Here is a 15352-nt window from a genome sequence, read left to right as displayed (position 1 = left end):
AGAGGGGCAGCCGACATAGCGATCACAACCGAGCCTTTCGCGGTCACAGGATGACCGATAGATGGCCTTTAGCCACCAAACGGCTTCCTGTACACTTCGCGCCCCCGATTTGGGTACCTGCCAATGCTTAAGAATCTGTCGCTGACCCTGAAGTTGTCGCTGCTGCCCGCCGTTGCCCTGCTCGGCCTGCTGCTGTTCGTGGTCTACACCTCGACCCAGTTGGCAGCCAACGATGCCCGCCTGGATGCCCTGGAAACCAACAGTTTCCCTACCCTGGAGAAGGCCGATGCGGTGAACTTCCAGTTCTCCCGCCTGCCGGGCATCCTCAACAGTGCGGTGGCCGCCGGTGAACTGGCGACCCTGGACGAAGCCCGCAAGGTCTTGAGCGACATCGCCAGCCTGCAGCAGCAGCTGCAGCCGCTGACCCGCGCCAACAGCGAACGCGCCAGCGAGCTGGAAGAGTGGCGCCAGGCCATCGGCCGCTACGCCGACAATGCCCTGTCCGCCTCCGAGCAACTGATCAAGGGCAGCGCCGGCTTCGAAGACCTGCGTCCCAACCTGGACCGCATGGCCAGCGACCTCGCCGCCGCGCAGAAGCTCGGCGAGACCTTCCGCGCCCACGCCTACGAGGACTTCCAGAGCACTCTCGGTCAGGCCCGCACCGACAACGCCGAAACCACCAGCGCCGGCTACATCCTCAGCGCCCTGCTGGTGGCCCTGGTCGGCCTCGGTGCCTGGGTGATCATCCGCGGCATCATGGGCAACGTGCACGGCGTGATCGAATCGCTGCAGGCCATCGCCAAGGGCGACGGCGACCTGACCCGCCGGGTCAACGTCGATTCGCGCGACGAGATCGGCGAGATGATCCAGCTGTTCAACGGCTTCCTCGACAAGCTGCAGGGCACCATCCGCCAGACCATCGAGGCCGCCAGCCCGCTGGGTGGCATGTCCAAGGAGCTGTACCGGCTGACCCAGGACGCCACGCAGAATGCCCGCTCGCAGCAGGGTCATACCGATTCGATCGGGCGTGATATCCAGACCATGACCAGCAGCATTCAGGAAGTGGCGCATCGCTCGCAGCAGGCTTCGCAGGGCGCCGGCGATGCCTCGCGCCAGGCCGGCACCGCACGCGCCAGCATCGGCAGCCTGTCCACCAGCATCAGCGACCTGGGCAGCAGCGTGATGGGCGCCGTACAGGCCATGCAGCAGCTGGAGGAAGAGACCCAGCAGGTCGGCTCGGTGCTCACCGTGATCCGCAACATCGCCGAGCAGACCAATCTGCTGGCGCTCAACGCCGCCATCGAGGCCGCCCGTGCTGGCGAGCAGGGTCGCGGCTTCGCCGTGGTCGCCGACGAGGTGCGCAACCTGGCGCAGAAGACAGCCGCCTCCACCGCCGAGATCCAGCAGATCATTCAGCGCCTGCAGAACAGCGCCAACAGCGTGCTCAACGTGATGACCGCCAACGGTGACAAGGCGCAGAACAGCATCGAGCTGTCGGTGGAAGCCACCCGCATGCTCGAGTCCATCGCCGTAGCGGTGAGCCAGATCGACGAACTGAACGCCGGCATCGCCCAGCTCACCCAAGAGCAGATCGGCCTGTCCAGTTCCATCCAACAAGAAACCCAAGTGTTGCAGCAGGATGCACAAGCAACCGCAAACGGGGCCGATGCCACCGCGCGCCTAGGCGAGCAGCTGGTCAGCACAGGGGACCACCTGCGCGCGGCAACAGCCCAATTCCGCGTTTAATTCATTCATTGGAGCATCACTGCATGACTACTGCCCGCGTACTCGGTCTGGCTATCTGCCTGGCCAGCACCTCGGCATTCGCGCTGGAACAAGGCGAGGCCCTCATCAACGGTTTCGGTACCGTCGGCGTCACCCACCTGGGTGGTGAAGACGACGGCCGCGGCTACGGCATCTCCGGCCAGACCACCGACTCCTGGCGCGGCGACCAGCTGAGCAAGTTCGGCGCCCAGCTGACCTACGGCGTCACCGACACCGTCGGCCTGACCCTGCAGACCACCGCCAAGGCCTATGGCGACGAGTGGAAAGGCAACCTGGAGTGGGCCTACCTGTCCTGGCAGAGCACCGACAACCTGATGCTGCGCTTCGGCCGCCTGCGCACCCCGGTGTACATGTACTCCGAGAGCATCGACGTGGGCTTCAGCTACCCCTGGCTGCGCCTGCCGGACGAGGTCTACAGCCAGGTCCAGCTGTCCAACTACGAAGGCGCCGACCTGGTCTACAACCTGCCGCTGTCCTTCGCCACCCTGTCCTTCCAGGTCGCCGGTGGTGTCGCCAAGAACCGTGATTACTACATCTACGACGACAAGTTCGACATCGACTACGACAACGTCTTCGGTGCCAGCGTGAGCCTGGCCACCAATGACTTCGGCACCCTGCGCATCGGCTATGCCGAGGCCGACATCGACACCGATATCGCCGGCAGCATCACCAGCATCCTGCCGCCACCGTTCGGCCCGGGCATCGGCGTTCCGCAAAACCAATCCCTGCTGCAACTGGACAAGGACAAGGGCAAGTTCACCTCGATCGGCTACCAGTACGACAACGGTACCTGGCTGACCGCCAACGAGTGGACCAGCCGCGTGATCGAGAACGATGGCACTGCCAGCACCGACTCCTTCTACCTGATGGGCGGCCGCCGCTTCGGCGACTTCCTGGCCCACGTCACCTACGCCCAGCTGGACGAGGACGAAGGCCGCCAGAACTCCTGGACCCTCGGTCTGAACTACAACCTGATGCCGACCGTGGTGCTGAAGGGCGAGTACAAGCGCGTAGACACCAATGGTGGCTACGACGGCGTGTTCGTGCGCAACGCCCAGGAGCTGTACGAGAACACCGTTTACGAGCGTACTGGCCTGGCCGGTGTACCGTCGCGCAACTACGACGGCGACATCATCAGCGCCGGCGTCGACTTCGTATTCTGAGGAGCATGCACATGAAGCAGTCCATTCGCATCCTCCTCACCGCCGCCAGCCTGGGCTTCGCCGCCCTGGCCCAGGCCGAGGTCGCCGTGATCGTCAACGCCGGTGCGTCCGCCGCACCGTCGCAATCCGACGTGGCCAACATCTTCCTGGGCAAGAACAAGTCGCTGAAAGGCGTCGACCAGAAAGACTGGAGCCCGACCAAGGAGAAGTTCTACACCGCGGTCACCAACAAGAACGAAGCGCAGCTGAAGTCTTACTGGTCCGGCCTGGTGTTCACCGGCAAGGGCCAGCCGCTGCCGAGCGTGGCCGGCGATGCCGACGTAGTGGCCAAGGTCGCCGCCGAAGCCGATGCCATCGGTTACGTGGACAAGGCCGCCGTGACCGACAAGGTCAAGGTGCTGTTCACCCTGCCCTGATTACGGGGTAGCGCGATAAAAAAGGCCGGTGGGGCGACCCACCGGCCTTTTTTCATGCCTGCTGCATTTCCTCCACCAGCGTCGCCAGCAGCTGCGCCGCCGGTAGCTCGCGGGCCAGTGGCGCGCCCTGGCCAGCCCACTGGGCGGCGAAGTCGTGGTTGCCCTGGGCGCTGGCGGCGGTGTGCAGCGCCTTGGCCGCGTCGTAGCAGATCGGGTAATCCGGCAGGGCGGCACCCAGATCACCGAACAGGCGGTTGGGCAGGCCACGCGCCGGGCGCCCGGAGATATTCGCGGTGATCTCGGTGCGGTAGGCCTTCTCGCCCTTCAGCGCGGCGCGGTAAGCAGCGTTGGCGGCGGACTCCGGGCAGAGCACGAAGGCCGTGCCCAGCTGTGCGCCCGCGGCGCCGAGGGCCAGCGCGGCCTTGATGCCGGCGCCATCCATGATGCCGCCGGCCGCGATGACCGGCAGGCTCGACTGCTGCGCCAGCAAGCGCACTAGGGCGAGCGTACCGAGACCGGTATCACCGTTCTCAGGCGCAAACACGCCGCGATGGCCGCCGGCCTCGAAACCCTGTGCCACCAGCGCATCCACCCCGGCAGCCTCGGCCAGACGGGCCTCTGCGGCGGTGGTCACGCAGGCCAGCAAGCGGATGCCGGCATCCTTGAGGCGCGCGATCCACGCCACCTCCGGCAGGCCAAAGTGGAAGCTGACCACCGCCGGGCGCTGCTCCAGCAGCATATCCAGCATGGACGGGTCAGCCAGGAAGCTCTGGTAGATCTCGCGCAACTGCGCCGGCGGCTCAGCCGCGAACTCGGCGAACCACGGCTGCAGGCGCTGCAGCCAGGCTTGCTCGCGAGCAGCATCGGCAAGCGCCGGCGCATGGCAGAACAGGTTGAGGTTGAACGGTTGGTCGGTCAGTGCCCTGGTCTGCGCGATCAGCTCGCGAGCCTGCTCCGGTGTACTCGCACCGAGCCCCAGCGAGCCCAGACCGCCGGCCTCGGACACCGCGGCAGCCAGCGCCGGGGTGGAAACACCCACCATGGGCGCCTGGATGATGGGATGGCGAATACCGAGCAACGCGCACAACGACGACATGCAAACCTCCACAGGATTGACCAATCAATCTCAAAACAAGATCATCAATAAAACTTTATTCTCATTATGAGATTTATAGAAGCCCATGGATCTCAATAACCTGGCGATCTTCCGCGCCGTGGCCCTCGAGCAGAGCGTGACCCGCGCCGCGCAAAGCCTGCAGCGCGTGCAGTCCAACGTCACTACGCGCATCCAGCAACTGGAGGCGGAGCTGGGCGTCAGCCTGTTCCTGCGCGAGGGCAAGCGCATGCTACTGACCGAGCAGGGCCAGGCCTTTCTCGCCTACGCCGAGCAACTGCTGGCGCTGGCGGACGAAGCGCGCCAGGTTCTGCACCCAGCTCAGCCCAGCGGCACCTTGCGCCTGGGCAGCATGGAGAGCAGCGCGGCGACGCGCCTGCCCGTGCCGCTGGCGAGCTTTCACCGCGCCCACCCCGAAGTCAGCCTGGAGGTCAGCACCGGCCCCAGCCAGCTGCTGATCGACGGCGTGCTCGGCCGGCGCCTGGACTGCGCGCTGATCGCCCGGCCACAGCGCCTGCTGGACGGCACCTGGCAGGCCGAGCCATTGGACCTGGGGCTGGAGGGCGAGGCGCTGTTCCGCGAGGAGCTGCTGCTGGTGTTGCCGGCCGACCACCCGCCCGTGCATGAACCAGCCGACGTGCAACTGCGCATCCTGGCCGGCTTCGCCCAGGGCTGCAGCTACCGGCAGATCGGCGAGGCCTGGCTGGGCCAGACTGGCACCGCGCTGCGCGTGCAGGAGGTTGGTTCCTACCACGCCATCCTGGCCTGCGTCGCCGCCGGCACCTGCGCCGGCGTGGTGCCGCGCTCGCTGCTGGAGCTGCAGCGCCAACCTCCGGCGCTGCGCCTGGTGCCGCTGCTGACCGCGGAGACCCTGCTGGTCTGGCGCCGCGGCCATGCCACCCCGGCGCTGAACGCCTGGCGAGAACTGCTGGGCTCTGCGACCTAGGTCCAATGGCCGCGCCGCATCACAGGCGCGACCATCGCCACAAACAACTAGCGCGGGAACGCCGCATGTCGCCCAGCACCGCAGGCAAGACGGCCGTGTTGCAGAACATCCACGGCACCATGGAATTCCTGCGCCGGTACCCGCCCTTCAACCAGATGGACAGCGCCCAGCTGGCCTATCTGGTCGAGCATTGCCAGCTGCGCTTCTACGCCGCCGGCGAGAGCATCATCAAGCCCAGCGACGGGCCGGTGCAGCACTTCTACATCGTCAAGCAGGGCCAGGTGGTCGGCGAGCGCCCACACTCGGCCCGCCGCGGCAGCGAGACCACCTTCGAGATCGCCAGTGGCGAATGTTTCCCGCTGGCCGCCCTGCTCGGCGAGCGCGCCACCCGTACCGAACACCTGGCCGGCGAAGACACCTTCTGCCTGCTGCTGGCCAAGGAGGCCTTCGTCCGCCTGTTCGCCCAGTCCGCGCCCTTCCGCGACTTCGCCCTGCGCGGCGTGAGCAGCCTGCTCGATCAGGTCAACCAGCAGGTGCAGCTGCGCGCCGCCGAGAACCTCGGCGCGCAGTATTCGCTGGACACTCCGCTGCGCGAACTGGCCCTGCAGCAGCCGGTAGCCTGCACCGCCACCACGCCGCTGCGCGAGGCGGTACGCCGCATGCACGAGCAGCACGTCGGCAGCATCGTCATCGTCGACGAGCAGGCGCGCCCCGAGGGCATCTTCACTCTGCGCGACCTGCGCCGGGTGGTGGCCGACGGCGAGTCGCTGGAGCAGCCGATCAGCGCGCTGATGACCCAGCGCCCCTTCCACCTGCCACCCCAGGCCTCGGCCTTCGACGCCGCCCTGGCGATGACCGAGCGGCACATCGCCCACGTCTGCCTGGTCGAACACGGGCGCCTGGTCGGCGTGGTCTCCGAGCGCGACTTGTTCGCCCTGCAACGGGTCGACCTGGTGCACCTGGCGCGCACCATCCGCCAGGCACCCCGCATCGACACCCTGGTAGCACTGCGCAGTGATATCCGTCTGCTAGTCGAACGCATGCTGGCCCACGGCGCCAGCTCCACGCAGATCACCCAGCTGGTCACCCTGCTCAACGATCACACCACCTGCCGAGTGATCGAGCTGGTCGTGGAGGAGCTGGGCGACCCGCAGCAACCCTTCAGCTGGCTGTGCTTCGGCAGTGAGGGCCGCCGTGAGCAGACCCTGCACACCGACCAGGACAACGGCATCCTCTTCGAGGCCAGCGACGACAGCGACGCCGAGCGCATCCGCCAGCGCCTGCTGCCCTATGCCCGGCGCATCAACCAACTACTCGCCGAGTGCGGCTTCACCCTCTGCCGCGGCAACATCATGGCCGGCAACCCCGAGTTGTGCCTGTCACGCCGCGAGTGGTCGCGGCGCTTCGCCACCTTCGTCCGCGAGGCCAGCCCGGAGAACCTGCTGGGCTCGAGCATCTACTTCGACCTGCGCGTGATCTGGGGCGACGAACAGGGCTGCGTCGAGCTCCGCCGCCAACTGCACGCCGACATCGAGGGCAACAGCATCTTCCAGCGCCTGCTGGCCGCCAACGCCCTGCGTCATCGCCCGCCGCTGGGGCGCTTCCGCGACTTCGTGGTGGCGCGCAAGGGCGCCGAGAAAGACACCCTCGACCTCAAGGAGGAAGGGCTAACTCCCTTCGTCGATGGCGCCCGCCTGCTGGCCCTGACCCACGGTGTGGCAGACAGCAATACCCTGCAGCGCTTCGCCGAACTGGTGCGCCTGCGGGTCATCGACGCCCTGGACGGCGCCGCCTTCGAGGAGGCCTACCACTTCATCCAGCAGACCCGCCTGCAGCTGCACCAGCAGCAGGCGTCCCAGGGGCTGCCACTGTCCAATCGCCTCGATCCGGACACCCTCAACCACCTGGACCGGCGCATCCTGCGCGAATCCTTCCGCCAGGCGCAGCGCCTGCAGAGCAGCCTGGCGCTGCGCTACCAGCTATGAAGATGCTCAGCAGTTGGCTGCGCCGCGCCCCCGCCACCGACCCACGTTGCCTGCGCCTGCCGGCCGCGGCGGCGCTGGACGAACGCCCCCTGGCCAGCCAGCGCCTGGTGGTGGTCGACCTGGAGACCAGTGGCCTCAACCTGCAGCGCGACCACCTGCTGGCCATCGGCGCGGTGGTGATCGAAGACGGCGCCATCGACTTCTCCCAGCAGTTCGAGTGCACCCTGCACCAGGCCGAACACCGCGCCGGGCCGAGCACGCTGATCCACGGCATCGCCCCCAGCGCGGTGGCAGCCGGTCGCGAACCGGCCGAGGCGCTGCTGGAGTTCATGGCCTTCGTCGACGACAGCCCGCTACTGGCCTTCCACGCGCCGTTCGACCAGCACATGCTCGAGCGCGCCCTGCGCGATGAGCTCGGCTATCGCCTGCACCACCCCTTCCTCGACGTCGCCGTGCTGGCCCCGCTGCTGTGCCCCGAGGCACCGCCGCACAAGGGCCTGGACGACTGGCTGCGGCATTTCCACCTGCAAGCCAGCGAACGCCACCACGCCAGCGCCGATGCCCTGGCCACCGCCGAACTGGCGCTGATCCTGTTCAGCAAGGCCCGCCGCCAGGGCCTGGACAACCTCGCCGAGCTGCAGCAACAGGCGCAATCCTGGAAGCGCCGGCAACTCGCCCCTTCGCTCTGAACACCACTGATCGACAACGATTGCGATTACTGGCGGCAATCTGAGATCATCTGAGAACAATTCTCGCTTTATCTCTTTCTGCCTCCGTTGGCGGAGGTGACAGTGTCCGCCGGGGAAAACATCCACAACGAGCTGGTTGGCCTGCTCTACCGCGATCATCGCGAGTGGCTGCTCGCCTGGCTGCGCAAGAGCCTGAGCTGCCCGCAGCGCGCCGCCGACCTCGGCCAGGACACCTTCGTCCGCCTGCTCGGCCGCCCCGACCTGCAGGCGCCGCGCGAGCCCCGCGCCCTGCTCACCACCATCGCCCGCGGCCTGCTGATCGACCATTTCCGTCGCAGCGCCCTGGAACGCACCTACCTGGAAGAACTGGCCCAGCTGCCGGAGGCGCAACAGCCCAGCCTGGAAGAACAGGCCATGGCGCTGGATGCCCTGCGCGAGGTCGACCGCCTGCTCGGCCAGCTGTCGAGCAAGGCCCGCGCCGCGTTCCTCTACAACCGCCTCGACGGCCTCGGCCACGGCGAGATCGCCGAACGCCTCGGCGTGTCGGTGTCGCGCGTGCGCCAGTACCTGGCCCAGGGCCTGCGCCAGTGCTACATCGCCGTGCACGGTGAGCCGCAATGAGCGCGGTGCCGCTGCAGGTCCTCGACGAGGCCATCGGCTGGCAGCTGTGCCTCGGCTCCGGCGAGGCCAGCCCGCAGGACTATCAGGCCTTCTCCATCTGGCTGGCGCAGCACCCGGAACACCTGCGGGTCTGGCAACAGCTCGGCGAGCTCGACCAGCAACTCGGCATCGCCGCCCCGGCACCGGCACGGCGCGCCCTGCTGGCGCGGCCGAACCGGCGCATCCCGCGCAGCGCACTCGGCCTGCTGCTGGCCCTGGGTCTGAGCCTGGGCCTGCTGAATACCCAGCGCCCGCTCAGCGACTACCTGGCCGACGAGCGCACCGGCAGTGGCGAGATTCTTGAACTACAGCTGCCCGACCATACCCAGGTCACGCTGAACAGCCGCAGCGCCATGGACATCCAGTTCGACGAGCACGAGCGGCGGGTCTTCCTGCGCAGCGGCGAGATCCTGGTCGAGACCGCCCATGGCGATGCGCGGCCGTTCCTGGTGGTGACCGAGCAAGGCAGCCTGCGCGCCCTCGGCACGCGCTTCCTGGTCCGCCGCGAAGGCGATGCCACGCGCCTGGTCGTGCTGCAGTCGGCGGTCGCCGCGCATGCCCAGCAGCTGCCGGCAGAGCGGGTGATCGACGCCGGCCAGCAGGTGCTGATGCGCCGCGACGAGCTGGGCCAGGCGGCGCCAGCCCCGCTGGGCGCCGGCGCCTGGAGCAACGGCATGCTGGTGGCAGACAACCTGCGCCTGGCCGACCTGCTCGCCAGCCTGGACGAATATCGCCCTGGCTATCTGAGCGTCGACCCGCGCATCGCCGACCTGCGCATCAGCGGCAGCTTCCCGCTGCGCGACAGTGAACTGGCCCTGGCCGCACTGCCGCCCAGCCTTCCGGTGCGCATCGAGCGCTATACCAGTTGGTGGGTAAAAGTGGTGCCGGCGCAGCCCTAGGAAAAAATTTTCACTCGCCCCTGTCACTTTTCGATTCTGCTTCGGCAAAGGAGGAATTGAGAGACTTTCTCTTCTAGGAGCCGTTCGCAATGTCCCGCACCCTGCACCTGCTGCGCCCCAGTCTGCTGGCCGCCGCCATCACCCTCTCCAGCCTGCCGACCCTGGCCCTCGCGCAGAGCTACCAGCTGCCGGCCGCGCCGCTGGCGAGCACCCTTAGCCGTATCGCCAGCGAAGCCGGTATCGTCCTGAGCATCGACCCGGCGCTGACCAGCGGCAAGACCGCCCAGCCGGTGCAGGGCGAGTACGAGCCCATGGCAGCCCTCAACGCGGCGCTGCAAGGCAGCGGCCTGCAACTGGTGCAGAGCACCGCCGGCAGCTACAGCCTGGCCCCCGCCGATGGCGTGACCCTGCCGAGCAGCGATATCAATGCCCAGGGCGAAGCCGACGGCAGCGCCGATGCCGGCTACCGCAGCGAGAACGTGAAGAACGTCGGCGCCCTCGGCGGCATGCGCCTGCAGGACACGCCCTTCTCGATGAGCGTGGTGTCCAAGGAGCTGCTGCAGAACACCCAGGCCACCTCCACCGATGACGTGTTCAAGCGCAACCCCTTCACCCAGCTGTACTCGCCGAAGAGCGCCGGTTACGCCAGCGCCGTGGCCATTCGCGGCTTCGGCGGCGCCGGCAACCTGAGCATCGCCAACGACGGCCTGCGCTACTCCACCGGCTACGACAGCGGCAACTACGTCGAGGAGATGGAGCAGATCGAAATCCTCACCGGTCTGTCCGGCTTCCTCTACGGCCCGGCCAGCCCCGGCGGCCTGGTCAACTACGTGCTCAAGCGCCCGACCTACGAGCGCTACAACAGCGTGACCCTGGGTAATGCCGGCGGCGAGAACTACTACCTGCACGGCGACTTCGGCGGCCCGATCGACGATGCCGGAGTGTTCGCCTACCGCGTCAACGTGCTGACCCAGGATGGCGAGACCGCCATCGACATGCAGAAGCGCCGCCGCGAAATGATCAGCCTGGCGCTGGACTGGAACGTCAGCGACGACCTGCTGATCCAGTTCGATGCCTCGCACAAGAAGAGCGAGACCCGCGGCCTGACCAGCTACTGGTACTTCGGCGACCAGTCCTTCCGCCCGGATGCCGACGACCTCGACAACGACAAGCTGTACAGCCAGAAGTGGGCCTTCTCCGACAGCGAGCATGACCGCGTTGGCAGCCGCTTCAACTGGCAGCTGGACGACGTCTTCACCCTGCGCGGTGCCCTCGGCTACAGCCAGTACACCCAGGAATACACCTACACCGGCCCGACCGTGTACAGCGCCGGCAGCTACACCCAGCCGCTGTATGCCTTCGCCCCGGTCGAAACCGAGGAGACCTCGGGCAACCTGTTCCTCGACGCCGCCTTCGCCACCGGCTCCATCGGCCACAAGACCACCGTCGGCTACCAGGGCAACGTGGTCCGCGCCCGCGACTACACCGACTACGTCCCCTACCCGGGCCCGCAGTACAACGACGTGGTCGGCACCCCGTCGTCGTTCGACGAAACCCCGCAGGTGGACAAGCCCAGCTACTCCATCGGTCATGGCGACCAGCGCCTGTCGTCGCGCACCCAGTCGGACAACTTCCTGGTCGGTGACGTGATCACCTTCAACGAGCAGTGGTCGTCGATCCTCGGCCTGACCCATACCCGCATCAAGACCTACAGCAACGACTTCGTCTGGGCCGAGGCCTTTGGCTACGCGGAAACCGCGACCACCTACAACGAGTCGGAAACCTCGCCGAACGTCTCGCTGGTCTACAAGCCGCTGCCCTGGCTGACCACCTACGCCACCTACATCGAAGGCCTGCAGGCCGGCGGCGTGGCGCCGAACACCGCGCTCAACGCCGGTGCGGCGATGGCTCCGGAAGTCAGCGAACAGTACGAAGTGGGCGTCAAGGCCAGCGTCGGCGAAGCTCTGCTGACCCTGGCTCTGTTCAACATCGACAAGCCCAACGCCTACACCAACGGCGCCGGCTACTACGTGCAGGACGGTCGCCAGGAGAACAACGGCCTGGAATTCGGCATCACCGGCAAGGTACTGCCCGAGCTGACTCTGGTCGGCGGCCTGACCCTGCTCGACCCGGAAGTGAAGAAATCCAGCGTCGCCGCCAACGAAGGCCAGAAGCCGACCAACGTCGCCTCGCAACTGGCCAAGCTGTACGCCGAGTACGACATCAACGCCGTACCGGGCTTCGCCGTCACCGGTGGCGCCTACTACACCGGCAAGCAGTACTCCGACGAAGCCAACCAGCACAGCCTGCCGTCGTTCACCACCTTCGATGCCGGCGCCCGTTACCGCATCCCAGTGGCCGACAACAACGTCACCCTGCGCGCCAACGTGAGCAACCTGGCGAACAAATCGTACTGGCTGAACAGCTCCTATCTGGGCGATCCTCGCACCCTGACCTTCTCCGCGCAGCTGGAGTTCTAAGCTCCAGGCACTGCGCTGTAGTACAAAGCCGCCGTAACGGGCGGCTTTGTTGTTTTTCCACCCGGCTAAACATCGGGCAACACTTCTGGACTGGACATGAAATCCACCACCATCCGCCGCTGGTCCGTCATCCACACCTGGACCAGCCTGATCTGCACGCTGTTCCTCTTCCTGCTGGCGCTCACCGGCCTGCCGCTGATCTTCCACCACGAGATCGAGCACCTGCTGGGCGAGGCGCCGGAGCTGCGCGAGATGGCACCGGACACGCCGCGCCTGGATCTGCAGCAGCTGGTCGAGGCCGGCGAACGCCATCGCCCCGGCGAGGTGGTGCAGTACCTCGGCTGGGAAGACGACGAGCCCAACGGCGTGGTGACCATCATGGCCGCCACCGCCGGCACCGAGCCCAATTCCTCGCACACCTTCATGCTCGACGCGCGTACTGGCGAGGCGGTGGAGATGCCGGCGGCCAACGGCGGCTTCATGATGCTGATGCTGCGCCTGCACGTGGACATGTTCGCCGGCCTGCCGGGCAAGCTGCTGCTGGCCTTTATGGGCATCCTGTTCGTGGTGGCGATCATCTCCGGCGTGGTGCTCTACTCGCCGTTCATGCGCCGCCTGCAGTTCGCCGAAGTGCGCCAGCACAAATCCACGCGCCTGCGCTGGCTCGACCTGCACAACCTGATCGGCATCGTCACCCTGGTCTGGGCCCTGACCGTGGGCATCACCGGGGTGATCAGCGCCTGCGCTGACCTGCTGATCAGCGCCTGGCGCAACGACACTTTGACGGCGATGGTCGCGCCCTACCGCGACGCCCCGCCACTCACCGAACGCGCCCCGGCAACACAACTGCTGGACATCGCCCAGCAGGCCGCGCCCGGCATGCAGCCGGACTTCATCGCCTTCCCTGGCACGCGCTTCTCCAGCGAGCACCACTACTCGGTGTTCATGAAGGGCAGCACGCACCTGACCTCGCACCTGTGGACGCCAGTGCTGATCGACGCCAAGACCCTGCAGGTCACCGCCGTCGCCAGCCGCCCCTGGTACATGGACGCCCTGGCCATGTCGCAGCCGCTGCACTTCGGCGACTACGGCGGCCGGCCGATGCAGATTCTCTGGGCGGTGCTCGACGTGCTGACCATCATCGTCCTTGGCAGCGGCCTGTACCTCTGGTGGGTGCGCCGCCGCGCGCCGCGCGCCGCCCTGCGTGACGAGGTGGTGGCATGAAGCGCTGGCGCGACTCGACCTTCGCCATCCCCACGCTGATCGGCATGCTCAGCGCCGTCGGCCTGTTCGCTGCACTACTCGGCGACGGTCCGTGGGACGCCCTGGCCTGGCTCGGCCTGGGCCTGCCCGCCGTACTCGGCGTCTGGCCACTGCTGCCACGCAGGCGCTGAAGCCAGGCTGGTAATGCCCGGCGTAGCGGCCCAGCGCCTGTTGACGTTTCGGCACAACCGCGACGGTGCCAGTTTTTGCGCGGAGCTAGGCGCGAGGTGCGAAGTTTGATCGTCCAAACGAGCCGCCGAGTAACGACGTTCCGCGCAAAAACTGGCCCGTCCCTTCGGGTTGCGTGCAAAATCGCGCCATGCGGTGTTGCGGAACTTGGCAAGGGATCACCATTCCCTGCGTCCCGCGCCTAGCCTGGCGCGATTTTGCCCAGCAACGCGGCGTGCGCCGAAACGTCAACAGGACCTGGAGTCCTATTGCAGAACCGCTCCAAGGATCGCCATGCCCAGCCAGCTTCCCCTCGCCCCCGGCACCGCCCGTCTGCTGCCGTGGATCGTGGCGATCGCCTTCTTCATGCAGACCCTCGACGGCACCATCCTCAACACCGCGCTGCCGGCGATGGCCCATGACCTGGCCGAGGACCCGCTGCGCATGCAGTCGGTGGTGATCGCCTACATGCTCACCGTGGCGCTGCTGATTCCCGCCTCCGGCTGGATCGCCGACCGCTTCGGTACCCGCCGTATCTTCTTCGGCGCCATCCTGCTGTTCAGCCTCGGCTCACTGCTCTGCGCGCTGTCCACCAGCCTCACCCAACTGGCCCTGGCGCGCATCGTCCAAGGCCTCGGCGGCGCACTGATGCTGCCGGTCGGACGCCTGGTGGTACTGCGCGCCTACCCGCGCAGCGAGCTGGTACGGATCATGGGTTTCGTCACCATCCCCGGCCTGCTCGGCCCGCTGATCGGCCCCACCCTCGGCGGCTGGCTGGTGCAGTACGCCACCTGGCACTGGATCTTCCTGATCAACCTGCCGGTCGGCCTACTCGGCTGCATCGCCGCCCTGCGTGTGATGCCGGACCTGCGCGGCCCCGAGCGTAGCCGCTTCGATACCCCGGGCTTCCTGCTGTTCGGCGCCGCCATGGTGCTGATCACCATTGCTCTGGAGGGCCTCGGCGAGCTGCATCTACCGCACCTGCGCGTGCTGATGCTGCTGTTCGCCGGCATGGCCTGCCTCGCCGCCTACTGGCTGCGCGCCGGCCAGGTCGAACACGCGCTGTTCCCGCCACGCCTGTTCCACACCCGCACCTTCGCCATCGGCATCCTCGGCAACCTGTTCGCCCGCCTGGGCAGCGGCGCCCTGCCGTTCCTCGTGCCCTTGCTGCTGCAGGTCGCCCTCGGCCACTCACCTGCCGTGGCCGGTATGAGCATGATCCCCCTGGCCCTGGCGGCGATGCTGGCCAAGTCGCTGGCGCGGCCGCTGATCGAGCGCTTCGGCTACCGCAGCATCCTCACCGGCAACACCCTGGCGCTGGGCGTCGGCCTGGCCAGCCTGGCCCTGGTCGACCCGCAGCATCCGTACTGGTTGCTGCTGGTCCAGCTGGCCGTGCTCGGCGGCATCAACTCGCTGCAGTTCACCGCGATGAACACCGTGACCCTGATCGACCTCGACGACCGCTCCGCCAGCAGCGGCAACAGCCTGCTATCGGTAGTCGCCCAGCTGTCGCTGAGCCTCGGCGTGGCCAGCGCCGCGGCATTGCTCGGTGGTTTCACCGCGGACATCGGCCAGGAGGTCGACAGCGTGCTCGGCGCCTTCCAGGCCACCTTCCTCTGCGTCGGCGTGCTGACCATGCTCGCCGCGGCGATCTTCCTCCAGCTCACTGGCGCCGAGGGGCGCCGCGTGCAGCCGCCAGAGAACCTGCCGGAGGACTGACCGCCGCCCTGGCGAAAGCGCAGCCGCCACCTAGCATCAAGCTCAGGCAGAGACCGGAGCCCAGG

The 15352-nt window shown here is 67.3% G+C and carries 13 protein-coding genes; 12 read left to right on the top strand and 1 reads right to left on the bottom strand.

Going from position 1 to position 15352, the window contains the following annotated elements:
* Positions 1 to 123: 123 nt before the first annotated feature.
* From IP89_RS18125 to IP89_RS18115, 3 genes are read left to right on the top strand one after another with little or no spacing between them, the layout of a single operon-like run.
* Entirely contained in the window at positions 124 to 1746 is a 1623-nt protein-coding gene (locus tag IP89_RS18125) for a methyl-accepting chemotaxis protein (protein ID WP_043311059.1), read from the top strand.
* A 23-nt stretch (positions 1747 to 1769) separates the two neighbouring features.
* Positions 1770 to 2948, top strand: coding sequence for a porin (locus IP89_RS18120; protein ID WP_052081129.1), 1179 nt, complete (start codon positions 1770 to 1772; stop codon positions 2946 to 2948).
* 11 nt (positions 2949 to 2959) lie between these two features.
* Positions 2960 to 3364, top strand: a complete 405-nt coding sequence (locus IP89_RS18115; protein ID WP_043311058.1) for a hypothetical protein — start codon at positions 2960 to 2962, stop codon at positions 3362 to 3364.
* A gap of 52 nt (positions 3365 to 3416) precedes the next feature.
* Here IP89_RS18115 and IP89_RS18110 read toward each other — a convergent pair whose 3' ends face one another.
* A complete protein-coding gene (locus IP89_RS18110; RefSeq protein ID WP_043311057.1) occupies positions 3417 to 4460 on the bottom strand; it encodes a nitronate monooxygenase family protein in 1044 nt (347 codons plus the stop codon).
* A gap of 85 nt (positions 4461 to 4545) precedes the next feature.
* Here IP89_RS18110 and IP89_RS18105 point away from each other — a divergent pair, with 85 nt between their 5' ends.
* The 9 genes from IP89_RS18105 (at position 4546) to mdtD (ending at position 15287) form a co-directional block, all read left to right on the top strand.
* Complete coding sequence (locus IP89_RS18105; RefSeq protein ID WP_043311056.1) at positions 4546 to 5424, top strand: LysR substrate-binding domain-containing protein; 879 nt, start codon at positions 4546 to 4548, stop codon at positions 5422 to 5424.
* A 65-nt stretch (positions 5425 to 5489) separates the two neighbouring features.
* Entirely contained in the window at positions 5490 to 7409 is a 1920-nt protein-coding gene (locus IP89_RS18100) for a DUF294 nucleotidyltransferase-like domain-containing protein (protein WP_043311055.1), read from the top strand.
* Positions 7406 to 8098: a PolC-type DNA polymerase III gene (locus IP89_RS18095; RefSeq protein ID WP_043311054.1), complete on the top strand. Its 693-nt coding sequence runs from the start codon at positions 7406 to 7408 to the stop codon at positions 8096 to 8098. The genes IP89_RS18100 and IP89_RS18095 overlap by 4 nt, the downstream gene beginning before the upstream one ends.
* Positions 8099 to 8200: 102 nt before the next feature.
* Positions 8201 to 8719 (top strand): RNA polymerase sigma factor, encoded by a 519-nt coding sequence (locus IP89_RS18090; protein ID WP_043311053.1) that lies wholly within the window; start codon positions 8201 to 8203, stop codon positions 8717 to 8719.
* Positions 8716 to 9657, top strand: a complete 942-nt coding sequence (locus tag IP89_RS18085) for a FecR domain-containing protein (protein WP_043311052.1) — start codon at positions 8716 to 8718, stop codon at positions 9655 to 9657. Before IP89_RS18090 ends, IP89_RS18085 begins: the two co-directional genes overlap by 4 nt.
* An 89-nt stretch (positions 9658 to 9746) precedes the next feature.
* Positions 9747 to 12137 (top strand): TonB-dependent receptor, encoded by a 2391-nt coding sequence (locus tag IP89_RS18080; protein ID WP_043311051.1) that lies wholly within the window; start codon positions 9747 to 9749, stop codon positions 12135 to 12137.
* A gap of 96 nt (positions 12138 to 12233) precedes the next feature.
* Positions 12234 to 13361 (top strand): PepSY domain-containing protein, encoded by a 1128-nt coding sequence (locus IP89_RS18075; protein ID WP_043311050.1) that lies wholly within the window; start codon positions 12234 to 12236, stop codon positions 13359 to 13361.
* Entirely contained in the window at positions 13358 to 13531 is a 174-nt protein-coding gene (locus IP89_RS23565) for a hypothetical protein (RefSeq protein WP_177326901.1), read from the top strand. Before IP89_RS18075 ends, IP89_RS23565 begins: the two co-directional genes overlap by 4 nt.
* 331 nt (positions 13532 to 13862) lie before the next feature.
* On the top strand, positions 13863 to 15287 hold the full coding sequence (mdtD, locus tag IP89_RS18070; RefSeq protein WP_043311049.1) for a multidrug transporter subunit MdtD: 1425 nt from the start codon (positions 13863 to 13865) through the stop codon (positions 15285 to 15287).
* Positions 15288 to 15352: the final 65 nt, after the last annotated feature.

The organism is Pseudomonas sp. ML96 (assembly GCF_000761545.1).
GTDB lineage: Bacteria > Pseudomonadota > Gammaproteobacteria > Pseudomonadales > Pseudomonadaceae > Aquipseudomonas.
Note: the sequence above shows the minus strand (reverse complement) of the source record. Positions and strands in the feature narration are given on the sequence as shown.

Coding starts and splice junctions, on each gene's coding strand:
- IP89_RS18125 (WP_043311059.1), top strand. CDS start 124: ATGCTTAAGAATCTGTCGCTGACCCTGAAGTTGTCGCTGCTGCCCGCC.
- IP89_RS18120 (WP_052081129.1), top strand. CDS start 1,770: ATGACTACTGCCCGCGTACTCGGTCTGGCTATCTGCCTGGCCAGCACC.
- IP89_RS18115 (WP_043311058.1), top strand. CDS start 2,960: ATGAAGCAGTCCATTCGCATCCTCCTCACCGCCGCCAGCCTGGGCTTC.
- IP89_RS18110 (WP_043311057.1), bottom strand. CDS start 4,460: ATGTCGTCGTTGTGCGCGTTGCTCGGTATTCGCCATCCCATCATCCAG.
- IP89_RS18105 (WP_043311056.1), top strand. CDS start 4,546: ATGGATCTCAATAACCTGGCGATCTTCCGCGCCGTGGCCCTCGAGCAG.
- IP89_RS18100 (WP_043311055.1), top strand. CDS start 5,490: ATGTCGCCCAGCACCGCAGGCAAGACGGCCGTGTTGCAGAACATCCAC.
- IP89_RS18095 (WP_043311054.1), top strand. CDS start 7,406: ATGAAGATGCTCAGCAGTTGGCTGCGCCGCGCCCCCGCCACCGACCCA.
- IP89_RS18085 (WP_043311052.1), top strand. CDS start 8,716: ATGAGCGCGGTGCCGCTGCAGGTCCTCGACGAGGCCATCGGCTGGCAG.
- IP89_RS18080 (WP_043311051.1), top strand. CDS start 9,747: ATGTCCCGCACCCTGCACCTGCTGCGCCCCAGTCTGCTGGCCGCCGCC.
- IP89_RS18075 (WP_043311050.1), top strand. CDS start 12,234: ATGAAATCCACCACCATCCGCCGCTGGTCCGTCATCCACACCTGGACC.
- IP89_RS23565 (WP_177326901.1), top strand. CDS start 13,358: ATGAAGCGCTGGCGCGACTCGACCTTCGCCATCCCCACGCTGATCGGC.
- mdtD (WP_043311049.1), top strand. CDS start 13,863: ATGCCCAGCCAGCTTCCCCTCGCCCCCGGCACCGCCCGTCTGCTGCCG.